We start from the raw sequence: 14,539 nt of genomic DNA on the forward strand, positions 1-14,539 counted from the left end.
TTTTGAAAAATCTGTTAGTAGTGGAAAATACTCAAAAACAACGGATACCGCGTCATGATTCGCTGGCAAGATGTATTCAGCAAGGACGGCCACCCCTGGCGTGACGCCTTCACCCTCGCCGACGCGCTCGCCCTGCGCGATCTTGCCTCGCTCAAGCGCTTTCTCGACGCCGTCCACATCCGTTACTGCCTCGTGCGCCCCTATCAGGAACTGAAAGACTATCCTCTCGTCGAAGGGCGCGAGCTTTTGCCCTCCTTCGACAACGACATGTTTGAATACAAGGACCTCCCCGGCTTCGCCATGGTGGCCTTTGCGCGCGAGCTCGACTACTTTTCCGAGATATTCCAGTTCGACAAGCTCCATCCCGTGCTTCTGGGCGAGGGCGACGCCTCCTGCCCGCTGGAGCATCAGGTCATGGAGCAGAACCTCCAGACGCTCGCCGCGCGTCTGCCCCGCGCCCTGCAGGATACCTTCCGGCAGGAGTTCCGCTCGGTGGACACGGGCCTTGTGGAGTCCTATCCCTCGCTGCTCCCCTACCTGCTCCAGATGGACAGGGCCCAGGTCTTCGCGTGGGACGCGGACAGGCTCTTCCATTTGGCCGGGGTGTTCGCGTCCTTCCCGTCGGACATCGACAGCGAGCTCAAGCGCTTCGGCATCCGCATCGGCAAGTTCGTGTACGGCGACAGCCAGATGTACGAGCGCAACCGCATGTTCGTGTACCAGTACCTCATGGAGCTCTACGGCTTCCCCATCGTCTCCGAACGGCGCACCTCGAGCGCGCTCTTCGCCCGCAAGCTGCACAAGATGGGCGAGCACTTCATTTTGCGCGTGCTCGGCCAGAGCGACCGCACCCTCACCACCTACACCTCGGACGGCGAGAACCGCCGCTATCCGCTGGTGGAAAAGATCGCCCTCGTGCGCGTGGACGAAGACCAGGAGGAGGCGCTGGAGGCCATCGGGCGCGACGGCTTCTTCCTTGACCCGGCGCGGCGCGTGGTCATTTTGCGCGTCACCTACCGCCAGCACCGCTTCGACGCGAGCAACGTGCGCCAGGACAGGGCGCTCTCCGTGGCGGCGCAGGAGGTGCTCAACCCGCTCACCGGCGAGGCCCTGCACGGGCTCAACATCATCAAGGACGCGAGCAACATGTTCCTCCGCCTCAACGACATCGTGCGCGGCGAATACACGGGCCGCATCATCTACAAGCGCAACGAGGTCGTGGAGAACACGGACACGCACGAGAAGCGCCTCAAGTTCCTCTACAGCTGGCTGAGCAAGCACCAGCGCCGGATGATCAGCTACAGCGACGAATTTTTCGCCAAGGTGAGCAAGGTGGTGACGGGCTACCTGTATTCGCCCAAAAACGTGGAGATCTTCGACACCATGCACGACCTCCACCAGGAGGTCTGCACCCGCTTCAGCTATATCCAGCAGGCCCGGCGCGTGCACATCCTCGAGGACATCTCCCACCGCCTCTACAAGGGCGAACGCATCTCCTACCGGCGTATGACGCGCGAGGCCGTGGCCCTGCTGCACGAGCTCCAGTACGAGATCGTCAACTTCTTCCCCGACCTCGTGGATGACATCATCGCCTGCGTGGAGACCATCCTCCACGACCGCTACCTCACACGCACCTATATCGACGTGCCCGAAACCGCGCTCACGCCGGCCGGCCAGGAGATCCGCAAGAATTACGGCAAGCTCGTGGCCCTGCTCGACCGCATCCGTGCGGTGCGCAAGTCGCGCCTCGCCTGTGAGGAGCACCAGGCACGGGAGGCTGTGGCGTGAGGCGCAATGCCGACGAGGCCCCGCGGGACGTGGATATTTTCGACGGGGTGCCGCGTTTCTATCTCGCGCCGGAATGCTGGCCCGCAGCCGGGCCGGACGGTGAGGCGGCCGCCGGCGCGCCCCCGGATGTGGCGGAAATCCTCCTCGACGGGCAGGAGGCCGTGCATCTGCGCGTGCTCAGGCTCGAGCCCGGGGAGGCCGCGCTGCTGCTCGACGGCAAGGGCCGCATCGGCCGCTGCCGGGTGCTCGCCGTGGGCCGCAGGGAGGCGCGGCTTGCCCTGCTCGGCTGGAGCTTCGTGCCGCAACCCAAGTCGCGGGCCGTCATGGCCCTGGCCCTCAGCAAGGCCGTGCGCCGGGGCTTCTTCATGGAAAAGGCGGCGGAGCTCGGCGCCTCGGGTGTCTGGCTCTGGCAGGGCGACCACAGCCAGGGGCGCTTCCCCGAGAACGCCGCCGCGGCCTCGCTCGGCCAGCTCGTCGCCGGCGCCAAGCAGTGCGGCAACCCGTGGCTCCCGGAAGTGCGGGCCTTCGACGACATCGGCGGGGTCATCGCGCAGGCCGCGGGGGCGGACTTCCGCCTGCTCCCGTGGGAGCGCCAGGAGGGCGTCCCCATGCTCGAGCCGGGCATGGCGGGGCGCGCGGGCGTGACGGTCTATGTCATCGGGCCGGAGGGCGGCTTTTCCCCGCGGGAGCTTGCGGCCTTGCGCGAGGCGGCCTTCACGCCCGTGAGCCTCGGCGCCCGCATCCTGCGCTGCGAGACGGCGGCGGCGCTCTGCCTGGGCCTGCACTGGTGGGCCTCGCAATTGCCTGGCGGCCCGGACTACCGGCCGGCGACGGAAACTCCCGGGCCTCACGATACCGGCACGGAAGGCCCGCTCCCATGAGCGTTGACCGCCCCCTCCCTGAACGCCTGCGCCCGGACGACCTGGCGCACTTTCTGGGGCAGACGCACCTTGCCGGGCGCATAGCCTCGCTCATGCAGGCCAGGCGCCTGCCGAGCCTGCTCTTTTTCGGGCCTCCCGGCTGCGGCAAGTCCACCCTGGCGCTCCTGCTCGCCAAATCCACGGGCAAGAAATACCTGCGCCTTTCCGCGCCCGAGGCCGGCCTCCAGCACTTGCGCCGGTCGCTCGCCGGGGTGGAGATCCTGGTTCTCGACGAACTGCACCGCTTTTCCAAGGCCCAGCAGGATTTCTTCCTGCCGCTCGTGGAATCGGGCGAGCTCACCCTGCTCGCCACCACCACCGAGAACCCGTCCTTCAGCGTCACGCGGCAGCTGCTCTCGCGCCTCCATGTGCTCCGCCTGCGGCCGCTCGGGCGCCACGAGCTCAGGGAGCTCGCCCGGCGCGGCGCGCTCTCGCTCGCGCTCGAACTCGGCGAGGACGTGCTCGACCTGCTCGCGGGCTCGGCCAACGGCGACGCGCGCACCCTGCTCAACCTCGTGGAGTATGTGGCCGCCCTCCCCGAGGAACAGCGCGGGCCCGAGGCTGTGCGCGCGGCGCTGCCCGAGATCCTCGTGCGCCACGACAAGGACGGCGACAGCCACTATGAGCTCGCCTCGGCGCTCATCAAGTCCATCCGCGGCAGCGACGTGGACGCGGCGCTCTATTACCTCGCCTGCCTTCTGGAAGGAGGGGAGGACCCCCGCTTCATCTGCCGGCGCCTCATCCTTTCCGCCTCGGAGGATGTGGGCCTCGCCGACCCGGCGGCCCTGCCGCTGGCCGTGGCCTGCCAGCAGGCTGTGGAATTCACCGGCATGCCCGAGGGCTTCATCCCGCTCGCCGAGACCACGGTGTATCTCGCGCTTGCGAAAAAGAGCAATTCCGCCTATGCCGCCTATCTCAACGCCGCGCGCGAGGTGAGGCAGGGCGGCCCGCTGCCGGTGCCGCTGCACCTGCGCAACGCCACAACGCCGCTCCAGAAGGAATGGGGCTACGGCAAGGAATACAAGTATCCGCACAACTATCCCGAGTCCTTCGTGGAGCAGCCCTACCTGCCCCCCGAGCTCGGCGAGCGGCGCTTCTACCAGCCGCGCGACAATGGCGCGGAGCCGCGCCTCGCCCAGTGGTGGCAAAAGATCCACAACCGCAAAAAACCGGACGGCACTGCATGACGCACGCTCCCGAGGCCGGCACGCCCGGGGAGGCCCCGGCCTTTCCCGTGGCGCCCGCGCCCTTCCCGCCCTTCACCGAGGGCCATATCCCCAACAAGTACGGCTCGGGCGACACATACCGCGGCCCGCGCGTGACCCCGGGCCTTCTCACGCGCCTGGCGCCCTTCCCCTCCTTTTACAGCCGCCTCTTCCTCGGGCCGGTGGCCTGGCTCTCGCGCAGGGCCGCGCAGGGGCGCTGCGACGACGCGGCCTGGGCCTATGCCAGCGACTGGGTGACGGACCTCATGGAGCGCATCGGCTGCCCGGTGGACATCGACGGCATGGACGCCATCACGGCCACGGAAGAGCCCTGCATCTTCGTGGCCAACCACATGAGCACCCTCGAGACCTTCATGCTGCCCGGCATCATCCGACCGCGCCGGCCCGTGACCTTCGTGGTCAAGGAGAGCCTTGTCACCATGCCCTTTTTCGGGCCCATCATGCGCTCGCGCGACCCCATCGTGGTGGGCCGCACCAACCCGCGCGAAGACCTCGCGGCCGTGCTGGACGGCGGCGCGGAACGGCTCGGCCGCGGCGTCTCGCTGGTCATCTTTCCGCAGAGCACGCGCTCCCTCACCTTTGACGAGCGCCATTTCAACAGCATCGCGGTCAAGCTCGGCCGCAAGACCGGCGCCCCCCTGGTGCCGCTGGCCCTCAAGACCGACGCCTGGGGCCAGGGCAGGAAGATCAAGGAACTCGGCCCCGTGAAGCCCGGCATGCCCATCCGTTACCGCTTTGGCACGCCACTGCGTGTCTCGGGCAACGGCAAAGAGGAGCATGCCGCCATCTGCGCCTTCATCGCCGCCGCCCTCGGGGAGTGGCAGGCAAAGGACGGGATCAACGCATGAAACGCCTTTTTTCATTTCTCCGGCGTGGGTTTTGCGCTCTTGCCTGCCTGCTCGCGCTCGCGCCCTGCGCAGGCGCCCGCGCGGCGGAGGCGGCTCCCGCGTCCGCTGGCGAATTTCGCGTGCTGGCCACCACCTTCCCGGTGTGGCTCTTCACCCGCAATGTCTGCCATGAGGTCAACGGCGTGCGCGTGGAGCTGTTCGTGCCCGCGCAGACGGGCTGCCCGCACGAGTTCACGCCGAGCCCGGCCGATCTGCGCAAGCTGGCGGCTGCCCAGGCCATCGTCATCAACGGCCTCGGGCTCGAGGCCTTTCTCAGCCAGCCGCTGCGCACGCTGGACAAGGAGCATGCGGTCATCGACGCGAGCCGCGGCACCGACCCGCTGCCCGCCCCGGCCGAGGCCGGCCACGGGCATGACGACGGCCATGACCACGCGCATGACCACGGGGCGCCCGGCATCAACCCCCACATCTTCGCCGGGCCCGCGCAGGCCGCGCTCATGGCGCGCGCCATCGGCGAAGGCCTCGCCCGGCTCGACCCGCCCCATGCCGAAGCCTACCGCGCCAATGCCGCCGCCTTCGCCGCGCGCCTCGAAGGGCTGGCCGGCCCGCTCGCGGCCATCGGCAAGGCCGCCCCGCACAAGGGCATCGTGCTCCAGCATGACGACCTCGCCTACCTGGCGCATGAGGCCAGCCTCGAGACCCTGGCCGTCCTGCGCGCCGGCGATGAAAATTCAGCGCTTTCCGCCTCGCAGCTCAATTCCCTGACGCGGCGCCTGAAAGCCGAGGCACCCGTGCTCATCGCCGGGGAGCCGCCGGCCCCCGACCGTGCGGTGGAACTGCTCTCGGTCGAGAGCGGCGTGCCCTTCGCCCTGCTCGACCCCGTGGCCTCTGGGCCGGCGGACGCGCCGCTCGACTATTATGAACGCGCCATGCGCGCCAATGCCGAGACCCTGCGGCGGTATTTCGATGTTCCCTGAGCCCCTGAAAGAGACGGCCTGCCTCACGGCGCCGGCGGTGCGCTTCGAGCATGTGGGCGTCGTGGCCGGCGGCCGCACCATCCTTGAAAATGTGGACGCCGTGGCCCCGGCGGGCAGCGCCACCGTGCTCATGGGCCCCAACGGCGCGGGCAAGACCACCCTGCTCCACTGCCTGCTCGGCGAGCGGGCCTACAGCGGCCGTATCGTCCTCGAGGGCGGGCAGCGCGTGGCCCATGTGCCGCAGCAACTGGTGGTGGAGCGCGGGCTGCCGCTCACCGTGCGCGAATTTCTCGCGCTGGGCGCCCAACGGCGTCCGCTCTGGCTCGGGGTCTCCGCTGCCGCGCGCCTGCGCGGGCGCGCCCTGCTCGAAACCGTGGACGCGGCGGACCTTGAGGGGCAGCGCCTGGGCGACCTCTCGGGCGGAGAATTGCGGCGCGTGCTCCTCGCCGCGGCCCTCGGGCACGACCCTGACCTGCTCGTGCTCGACGAGGCCGAGGCCGGCGTGGACGTGCACGGCGAGCGCCTGTTCTGGGAAGTGCTGGACGCGGCCCGGCACGAGCGCGGCTTCACGCTCATCATGGTGAGCCACAACCTGCCCCTCGCCGCCCACTACGCCACCCACGTCATCTGCCTCGACGGGCGCGTGCTGGCCCAGGGCCCCCCGCGCGAAACGCTCACCGCGCGGCTCCTGCTCTCGCTTTTCGGGGTGCCCATCCACCTCTATCCCGACCAGTGCGACCTCGATGCCCCCGGCTGCCCGCAGTGCGGCGCCCTCTCGGCGCCGGGCCACCGGGGGCGGCTGCCCGCGGGCCTTGGCGACAGGAGCGCCCCATGAGCACCCTGCTGGCCGCCGCCTGCGACGCCCTCTCCGTTCTGCCGTTCGAGTGCCTTGAGCCGCGCTTCATGCGCCGGGCGCTTTTGGCGCTCCTCCTGCTCACGCCCATGACCTCCATGCTCGGCGTGCAGGTGACGCTCTTCCGCATGGCCTTTTTTTCGGACGCCGTGGGCCATTCGGCCTTTGCGGGCGTGGCGCTCGGGCTCATCCTCGGCGCGCCGCCGGAGACCGCCATGCTCGTCTTCGGGGTGCTCGTGGGCATCGCCGTCATGGCCGTGCAGCGCTCAAGCGGGCTCTCGGCGGACACGGCCATCGGCATCATCTTTTCGGCCGTGGTGGCCTTCGGCCTCGCCGTGGTGAGCCGGGCCAGCGGCCTCGGGCGCCAGATGGGGCAATTCCTCTACGGTGACATCCTCACCGTGGGCGACGGCGAAATGGCGGCGCTCGCCTGCCTGTTCGGCTGCCTGCTGCTCTTCGAGCTTATGGGCTGGAACCGCCTGCTCGCCATGGCCCTGAGCCCGGTGACCGCGCGGGTCGAGGGCATCCACACGGCCTTCTGGAACTATCTTTTCGCCGCCGTGCTGGCGCTTGTCGTCATGTTTTCGGTGCGGGCCGTGGGCGTGCTGCTCATGACGGCCCTGCTCGTGGTGCCGGCGGCCACGGCGCGCAACCTCGCCAGGAGCGCGGGGGACATGTTCTGGTGGTCGCTCGTCGTGGGCGTGAGCTCGGGCGCGGCCGGGCTGCTCCTGTCCGCGCAGGAGTGGCTTGCCACGGCGAGCGGCGCCACCGTGGTACTTGTGGCCTGTGCCTGGTTCGCGGTCAGTTGTGTCGTGCGGGCGTGGCGGAAGTAGAGGAGGGCTGCTCAAGCAGCATGCGGCCATATTGGGCCGCGCCCCAGAGGCCGCTCTCGGCGTCTTCCAGGAGGCGCACCGGGATTTTCCGGAGCCAGTGCGCAAAGGAGGGCTCGGCGAAGAGCTCGGCGAAAAACTCCGGGCTGCTCACACAGAGGGGATTGCGGGCGGCTATGCCCCCGGCGATCCACAGGCCGCCCGTGGAGAGGCAGGAAAGCATGAGGTTTCGGCAGGCGCGCCCGTAGAAACGGGCGTACCGGCTCAAGGTCGGCGAGGGCGCGGAAAGGGCCTTGCGGCCCACCTCGCCGGGGGTGAGGCGTTCGCCGGTGAGGAATTCATGCAGGAGCGCGAGGCCGCGCCCGGAGAGCACGTCGTCACCTTCCGCCACGGCGAGCCCGAGCGCCGTGCACAAAAATTCATGAAAGGCGTTCTCCTCCGCGCCCGCGAAAGGAAAGGCCATGTGCCCGCCCTCGGAGGGCGCCACGAGCCAGCCCCCGGCGCCGGGCACGGCCATGTCCAGCGGATAGAGGCAGGCCACGCCAAGCCCGGTGCCCGCGCCGATGACCGCGCGCGGCGCGCGCAAGGGCGCGGGGGCAGGCGGCACGGGCCGGAGCAGCCGCGCCTCGTCGCCGAGTTCCGTGAGGCAGGCGCAGGCCTGGGCCACAAAGTCATTGATGACGCGAAAGACGCCCGTGCCGTGCGCAGCCAGCGGGCGCAAGTCCACCCTGAGGCTGCCGTTGGTGAGGCCGCCGGTGAGGCCGTCATGCACGGGCCCGGCGATGGCGAGCACCGTGGCATCGGCCCGGGCCGGATGCAGCGCGAGCTCGCGCTCCAGCGCGGTGAGCAAGTGCTCGGTGGTGCAGAGATCCGGGCTCTCCAGCCACGCAGAATGTTCGCGCACGAGCCGCCCGTCCGGGCCGAGAGCGAAGCGCGCCAGCCGGCAATTGGTGCCCCCGATGTCGGCGGCGATGAGATGGCGCACGCCCTTGTCAGGCATGAGCGCCGTCCCCGGTGTCCCCGGCCGCCGCGGGGCGCATCTTGCGCACGAGGCCCGTGGTGCTGCAGCCGTCCACGAGGTCCACGAGATGCACCTCGCCGCCGCGGCCGAGCACGAAGTCCGCGCCGACCACGTTTTCCACTCTGTAGTCGCTGCCCTTGACGAGCACGTCCGGGGCGACCTCATGGATGAGGCGTTCCGGCGTGTCCTCGCCGAAGAGCACCACCGCGTCCACGGCCTGCAACGCCGCGAGCAGCAACGCCCGGCTCGTCTCGTTCTGGATGGGGCGCTCGGGGCCTTTAAGCCGGCGCACCGAGGCATCGGCATTGAGGCCCACCACCAGCCGGTCGCCCAGGGCCGCGGCCTGGCGCAAAAGCGAGATATGCCCGGGGTGAAGCAGGTCGAAACAGCCGTTGGTGAAGACGATGCGCTCGCCGCGGCGCCGCCATTCCTCCAGCTTGTGCCTGAGCGCCGGGAGCGCGAAGAGCTTGGGATTGTCCATCCCCTGCCTCAGGGCCTCGTTGAGCTCGGCCAAGGCCACCGGCGCCGTACCGGCCTTGCCCACGGCCACCCCGGCGGCGGCATTGGCCACAGCGGCGCTCTCGGCCCAGCCGAGGCCCCCGGCCACGCAGGCCGCAAGGGCGGCGATCACCGTATCGCCCGCGCCGGAAACGTCGGCCACTTCGCGCACGGCCGCGCGGATGCGCACAGGCTCCTCCCCGGGCGCATAGAGGATCATGCCCCGGGGCCCGCGCGTGAGCAAAAGCCGTGCAAAGCCGTACTGCCGGCACAGCCCCTCGGCGAGCTCACGCCGCTTCGCGGCGTCGGGCCGCGCCCCGGCGGGAAGACCGCAGACCTCGAGGAATTCCGCCGTGTTGGGCGTCACGCAGGCCGCGCCCGCATAGCTCGACCAGTCCTTGCCCTTGGGGTCCACGAGCACGGGGATGCCCGCGACTTTGGCCTGCGCCATGATGTCCGCGCAGAGACTTCCGCCGTCCTCACGGCGCAGGAAGACGCCCTTGCCGTAATCCGAAATGATGATTGCGCCGCAGCCGGGCAAAAGCCGCGCCACGGCAGACTTCAGGGGCTCGAGCTCGCCCGGGCCGAGCGGTGCCACGCGCTCCTCGTCGAGGCGCAGGAGCTGCTGGCCGTGCCCGAGGATGCGCGTCTTGCTGGTGGTCGCGCGGTCATGCGAGACGGTCAGGGCGTCCTCGATGCCCTCGGCCGTGACGGCCGCGCGCAGTGTGCGCCCCTCGGCGTCGTCCCCCACCAGGCCGACGAGCCGCGCGGCCACGCCGAGCCGCGAAAGGTTGCGGGCCACGTTGCCCGCGCCGCCCGGCACGCTCCAGCGCTTTTCGAGACGCACCACGGGCACGGGCGCCTCGGGCGAGATGCGCGCCACGTCGCCCGCGAGATAGCGGTCGAGCATGACATCGCCCGCCACCAGGATGGCCGTGCCCGAAAAGTCCATCACCTGCCCTTTTTCGCCTGCGGCTTGCCCTTGCCGGAGGCCGGAGCGGGCGAAGCGGTGGAAGACGCCTTCGGGGACTCCCCGGCGGGCTCTTCCACTTCTCCGGGCGCGCCGGCCCCTGCCTTCGCCCTGGCGGCGGAACGCGCGGCCTCGATGAACAGCTCCTTCAGCTTCTCCTCGCTCGCCTGCGCGTCCAGCAGGGCGTGGATGCGCTGACGCGCGGCGGCGCCAAGGCGCTTGCGCTCCTCCGGGTCTTTCGCCAGGCGCTCCAGCGCCTGGGCCAGCGCCGGCACATCATTCTGCGGCACCACGAGGCCGGAGACGCCGTTTTCCACCGCTTCGAGCTGGCCCGGCAGGTCGCTCACCACCACGGCGATGCCGAAGGCCATGGCCTCGGCGAGCGCCGAGGGCAGCCCGTCCATGTCGCCCTTGCGCGTCCTTATGCCGGGCGCGACGAAGATGTCCGCATGCCGGTAGGTCTCCGCCATCTTCTCATGGGCCACCTCGCCGGCGAAACGCACGAGGCGCCGCAACCCGAGGCGCCACGAAAGCCAGCGCAGCTTGAGCCGCTCCGGCCCCTGCCCCACGATGGTCAGGCGGAAGTCGATGCCGGCCGCCTTCAGCCGCGCGCAGGCCCGCAAGAGCAGGTCATAGCCCTTGCGCGGGGCGATGGTGCCCACGGCCAAAAGTTCCAGCGGCTTTGCGGCCTCGGGCGCGCTGCCGCCGGGGGTCGGGATGGTCTCCGGCTCCTCCTCGGGCGGGGTGAGGGTCAGCGGGTCGCGCAAAAGGACGATCTTGTCAGCGGGCAGGTCAGGCAGGCGCTCGCGCAGGGCCTTGACCACGGCCTCGGTGTCGCAGCGCACGAAGACGGCCTCCTTCGCCTTGACGGCCCAGTCCGCACCGTTGAGGGAGAGATCCTGCGCGCGCACGGAAAAGGCGAAGGGCAGCCGCAAGAGCCGCGCGGCCACCAGGCTGGCCGTGGCTTGGCTGCCGGCGCCGGAGGCGTAGAGAAATTCGATATGTTCCTGAAGGCCCCAGCGGGCGAGCAGGGTGCCGCAGGCAAAGGCCCAGACCTGGGCGAAAAAGCCGCGCCCCCAGCGGGAATGGGGCATGAGCCGCCACAGCGACCACAGGGACTGCGAGGCGCGCGCCCGCCTGACCAGCGCCCCCAGCGCCGCCGGCGCGTGCCACAGCCCGATGCGGCGCACGGCGAGCGGCAGGGCATAGCCCGCGGGATTGCCGAGCAGGCCGCTGCCCTTTATGGCGTAAATGCGCGAGAGCAGCCCGGCCGCATGCAGATGATGGGCGATCTCCATGAGGCACTGGCCCGAGGGCTCGGGGAAGCGCTCGGCCACGAGGGCGCCGCGCACGATGGGGTCCGGCGCGGCGAGCAGGCTCTTGGTGCCGCCCTCCTTGAGGTCGGCGAGCTCGTGCTTGCGGCAGTGGAGGATGCCGTCCTCCAGCGTATAGACGCTGTCGCAGAACTCGGCCATCTTGGGGTCGTGCGTGACCATGACCATGGAGACGCCGCCCGAATGGCAGAGCGCGCGGAAATTGTCCATGATGAGGCGGCTCGTCTTGGCGTCCAGCGCGCCCGTGGGCTCGTCCGCGAGCAGGATGCGCGGATTGTTGACCATGGCGCGCGCGATGGCCACGCGCTGCTGCTCGCCGCCGGAGAGCCGGTTGCTGCGGTAGTGCACGCGGGCCGAGAGGCGCACGAGCTCAAGCGCCCGGATGACGCGCTCCCAGCGCTCCTGCGGGGGCACCTTTTCATAGATGAGCGGGAATTCCACGTTCTCGAACACCGTGGAATGCTCGAAAAGGTTGCTCGACTGCATGACGAAGCCCAGGTTCCCGCGTCGGAAGGCGGCCGTCTGCTCGCGGTTGAGCTTGAGCACATCGGTGCCGAGGATGGTGAGCGAGCCCGCGTCCGGCGCGTGGAGCAGGCCCAGTATATGGAGCATGGTGGACTTGCCGCAGCCCGAGGGGCCCATGATGGCCACCATCTCCCCGGCCTCCACCTCGAGGCTCACGCCACGCAGCACGGGCGCGAAACCCGCGTAGCACTTGTACAGATCCTTGGCGATGATGACTGGTGCCATGCTTCACCTTTTCATTCAAAGCGCAGGGCCGAGACCACATCCATGCGGCTCGCCTGGATGGCGGGATAGAGGCCGCCCGCCACGCCGATGAGCGCGGAGAAAAGGATGCTGCCCACGCTGCTCGCGAGGAGCAGCGGGTAGGAAACGCCGGTGCCCAGCGCCCAGGAACCGACCTCAACGATGATGACGCCGAGGAGGATACCGAGCACGCCGCCCGCCAGCGACTTGCACAGGGCCTCGGCGAGGAACTGGGCCAGGATGTCGGCGTCCGCGCCGCCCATGGCCTTTTTGAGGCCCACCTCCCGGGTGCGCGCCCGCACGGCCGCGAAGGTGCCGTACCAGATGCCGAAGCCGCCGAGCATGAGCGAGGCCACGATGCCGAGCCAGAGCAGCGCCTCCACCCACATGAAGGTGGTCTGGATGCGGGCGAGCTGTTCCTCCTGGGTGCGGATGACCATGTGCGGCGCGGCCTGGTGCTCGCGCACCACCTCGGGGATGAGCTTGACGAGCGGGGTGACGTCCTCCCAGCCGATGGCGCGCACAAAGAGCCTGTCCACCTTGCCGCCGGCCCAGTTGCGGTCGATCATGACCGTATAGGGCAAAAAGCCGCCCCGGCCCCAGCTGCCCAGCATGACGCCGCTCACCACGCCCACCACCTCGAACACATCCTGCCCGAGGATGAGGAGCTGGCCCACGGCGGCTTCCGCCGAGGGATAGAGCATGAGGGCGGCCTCGCGGCCCAGCATGGCCACGCGGCGCCGGCGCTCGATGTCCGAGGCGTCGAAGAGCCGCCCGGCCACGAGCGTGAGGGAATAGACATCGGCGAAATACTGGTCGATGCCGATGAAATCCATGCGGATCGTGCGCTCGCCCGAAGTCCTGAGGTCGAAGACGCGGCCGCCGCGCAGGTTGCGGCTCACCATGCCCACGCCCGGAAGCTTGCGGAGCGCCTCCACGGTCTCGGGATAGAACTCGCGCCGGGGCTGGCCCGGATAGGCGGCGTCATCCATGTAGAGCTGGATGACGTTGACGCCGCCCATGAGCACCATGTCCTGCCCGACCTTGTAGCGGATCTCGCGGCCAAGCACGGAGAGCACGATAAAGGCCGTGATGCCCAGGGCGATGGACAGGATCACCCCGAAGCCGCGCTGGCGCACAACCTGCCTGAGGCTGACGCGAAAAAGGTCTGACATCACGATCATGGAAAACTCCGGCTCCTCCGGCGGGAGGGGACGGCGTGCGCCCCACGGCGCCTGCCGGGGCGCCCTCCCGGAAGGCCCAATGTACGGCCTTGGGCGCCGCCTGTCAAAACGGAGGCGGCAAATCCGGCAACGCGCCTACCCCCGCCGGCGCATGCCGAGGAGCGCGCCGCCCCGGCCCACCAGATAGACCATGTGCCGCCAGGTGATGGTCCGGGCCGGGATGGTCCTGAGATACACCCAGCCGAAGAGCCCCGACGCGAGGAAAAAGGCCCCGAGCCAGCGCCCCAGCGGCACGCGCACAGGCACGAGCCTGCGCCACGACGAGAGCGTGCCCGCGAGCAGCAAGAGCCAGAGCAGCGCAAGGAAGGGCCCTGTGCCCCCGCCGCGGCCGATGAGGTCGCGGCAGAAGGTGAAGCCGGCCCACAAGACCGGCGCCAGCATGAGCGCGGCGAACACCCCGAGCAGCAACCACTGGCCCGGCATGCAGAACTTGAGGAAAAGCACCTGCCGGTCCATCCAGGCGCGCCACGTGCCGAAGGCGTGCCTGTGCGCCGTGGTGCGCAAAAGCGCGGCCGCGCACAGCTTCACATGCACGCCCCGGGCCTGGAGCATGGCCCCGAGCGAGCAGTCGTCCACCACGGTGGAAGCCCAGAGCCTCGCCACGCCATAGCGCTCGAAGGCCGCTCGGGTCATGGCCATGGCGCCCCCCCAGGGCTGGGTGAAGGCGGAAAGGCCCTGCAACAGCCGCATGAGCAGCACGCTCAGGGCATAGCCCAGGGTGACGATGCCGTGGTCGCGCGGCTCGACCTCGTGATAGCCGGTGCTGAAGGCCGCCTCGTTGCGCGCGAGCGGCCCCACGAGGCAGCGGGCGAATTCCGGGTCGGCCATGTGCGTGCTGTCGCAGAACATATAGATGTCCGCCGCGTCGCCCACGGCGGCCACGCCCGCAAGGCTGTTCCAGTTTTTCTGGCCGCAGTCCTTCGCCTCGCCGGCGATGACGTGCCGGAGGGCCGGATAGTCCTCCTTGAGGCGCCGGATGATGTCCGCCGCCGGGTCGTCGGCGCCGGCAGTGACGAGCACCGGCAGCAGGTGGGGATAATCCTGCTCCAGCAGGCTTTTCAGCGCCGCCTCCATGCGCGGGTCATTGCCCGCGGCGGGGATGATCATGGCCACGCGCGGCCAGCCGCCGTGGGGCACATAGCGGGCTTCCTCCCGCTCTTTCTGCGCCTGGCGCGCCAGCTTCGCGCCCGTGCCCGTGAGCAGGAACAAAAGGCCGCACTGGACAAGGCCCACGATAAATAACACTACGGTCATGGCTCCTC

12 protein-coding genes are annotated in these 14,539 nt (G+C 69.6%); 7 read left to right on the top strand and 5 right to left on the bottom strand.

Annotation, left to right across the window (positions count from 1 at the left end; genetic code table 11):
* Nucleotides 1-54: 54 nt before the first annotated feature.
* Genes HDR50_RS08765 through HDR50_RS08795 form a run of 7 tightly spaced genes read left to right on the top strand, consistent with a single transcriptional unit; the run spans nucleotide 55 to nucleotide 7,445 of the window.
* Entirely contained in the window at nucleotides 55-1,788 is a 1,734-nt protein-coding gene (locus tag HDR50_RS08765; RefSeq protein ID WP_291357750.1) for a hypothetical protein, read from the top strand.
* On the top strand, nucleotides 1,785-2,669 hold the full coding sequence (locus HDR50_RS08770; protein WP_365817338.1) for an RsmE family RNA methyltransferase: 885 nt from the start codon (nucleotides 1,785-1,787) through the stop codon (nucleotides 2,667-2,669). The genes HDR50_RS08765 and HDR50_RS08770 overlap by 4 nt, the downstream gene beginning before the upstream one ends.
* A complete protein-coding gene (locus HDR50_RS08775; protein WP_291357751.1) occupies nucleotides 2,666-3,895 on the top strand; it encodes a replication-associated recombination protein A in 1,230 nt (409 codons plus the stop codon). The genes HDR50_RS08770 and HDR50_RS08775 overlap by 4 nt, the downstream gene beginning before the upstream one ends.
* Nucleotides 3,892-4,782 (top strand): lysophospholipid acyltransferase family protein, encoded by an 891-nt coding sequence (locus tag HDR50_RS08780; RefSeq protein WP_291357752.1) that lies wholly within the window; start codon nucleotides 3,892-3,894, stop codon nucleotides 4,780-4,782. Before HDR50_RS08775 ends, HDR50_RS08780 begins: the two co-directional genes overlap by 4 nt.
* Nucleotides 4,779-5,759 (top strand): metal ABC transporter substrate-binding protein, encoded by a 981-nt coding sequence (locus tag HDR50_RS08785; RefSeq protein WP_291357753.1) that lies wholly within the window; start codon nucleotides 4,779-4,781, stop codon nucleotides 5,757-5,759. Before HDR50_RS08780 ends, HDR50_RS08785 begins: the two co-directional genes overlap by 4 nt.
* A complete protein-coding gene (locus HDR50_RS08790; RefSeq protein ID WP_291357754.1) occupies nucleotides 5,749-6,594 on the top strand; it encodes a metal ABC transporter ATP-binding protein in 846 nt (281 codons plus the stop codon). The genes HDR50_RS08785 and HDR50_RS08790 overlap by 11 nt, the downstream gene beginning before the upstream one ends.
* Nucleotides 6,591-7,445 (top strand): metal ABC transporter permease, encoded by an 855-nt coding sequence (locus HDR50_RS08795; RefSeq protein WP_291357755.1) that lies wholly within the window; start codon nucleotides 6,591-6,593, stop codon nucleotides 7,443-7,445. The genes HDR50_RS08790 and HDR50_RS08795 overlap by 4 nt, the downstream gene beginning before the upstream one ends.
* On the opposite strand, the gene HDR50_RS08800 is transcribed toward HDR50_RS08795, so the two are convergent.
* The 5 genes from HDR50_RS08800 to HDR50_RS08820 form a co-directional block, all read right to left on the bottom strand.
* Complete coding sequence (locus tag HDR50_RS08800) at nucleotides 7,414-8,442, bottom strand: glucokinase (protein WP_291357756.1); 1,029 nt, start codon at nucleotides 8,440-8,442, stop codon at nucleotides 7,414-7,416. The genes HDR50_RS08795 and HDR50_RS08800 overlap by 32 nt on opposite strands.
* Nucleotides 8,435-9,913: a D-glycero-beta-D-manno-heptose 1-phosphate adenylyltransferase gene (gene rfaE2 / locus HDR50_RS08805; RefSeq protein WP_291357757.1), complete on the bottom strand. Its 1,479-nt coding sequence runs from the start codon at nucleotides 9,911-9,913 to the stop codon at nucleotides 8,435-8,437. The genes HDR50_RS08800 and rfaE2 overlap by 8 nt, the downstream gene beginning before the upstream one ends.
* Nucleotides 9,913-12,015, bottom strand: coding sequence for a glycosyltransferase (locus tag HDR50_RS08810; RefSeq protein WP_291357758.1), 2,103 nt, complete (start codon nucleotides 12,013-12,015; stop codon nucleotides 9,913-9,915). Before HDR50_RS08810 ends, rfaE2 begins: the two co-directional genes overlap by 1 nt.
* 11 nt (nucleotides 12,016-12,026) lie before the next feature.
* Nucleotides 12,027-13,217: an ABC transporter permease gene (locus HDR50_RS08815; protein ID WP_291357759.1), complete on the bottom strand. Its 1,191-nt coding sequence runs from the start codon at nucleotides 13,215-13,217 to the stop codon at nucleotides 12,027-12,029.
* A gap of 135 nt (nucleotides 13,218-13,352) precedes the next feature.
* Nucleotides 13,353-14,531, bottom strand: coding sequence for a glycosyltransferase (locus tag HDR50_RS08820; RefSeq protein ID WP_291357760.1), 1,179 nt, complete (start codon nucleotides 14,529-14,531; stop codon nucleotides 13,353-13,355).
* Nucleotides 14,532-14,539 lie beyond the last annotated feature (8 nt).

Origin of the sequence: Desulfovibrio sp., from assembly GCF_014803725.1 — a bacterium.
Classification (GTDB): domain Bacteria; phylum Desulfobacterota; class Desulfovibrionia; order Desulfovibrionales; family Desulfovibrionaceae; genus Desulfovibrio.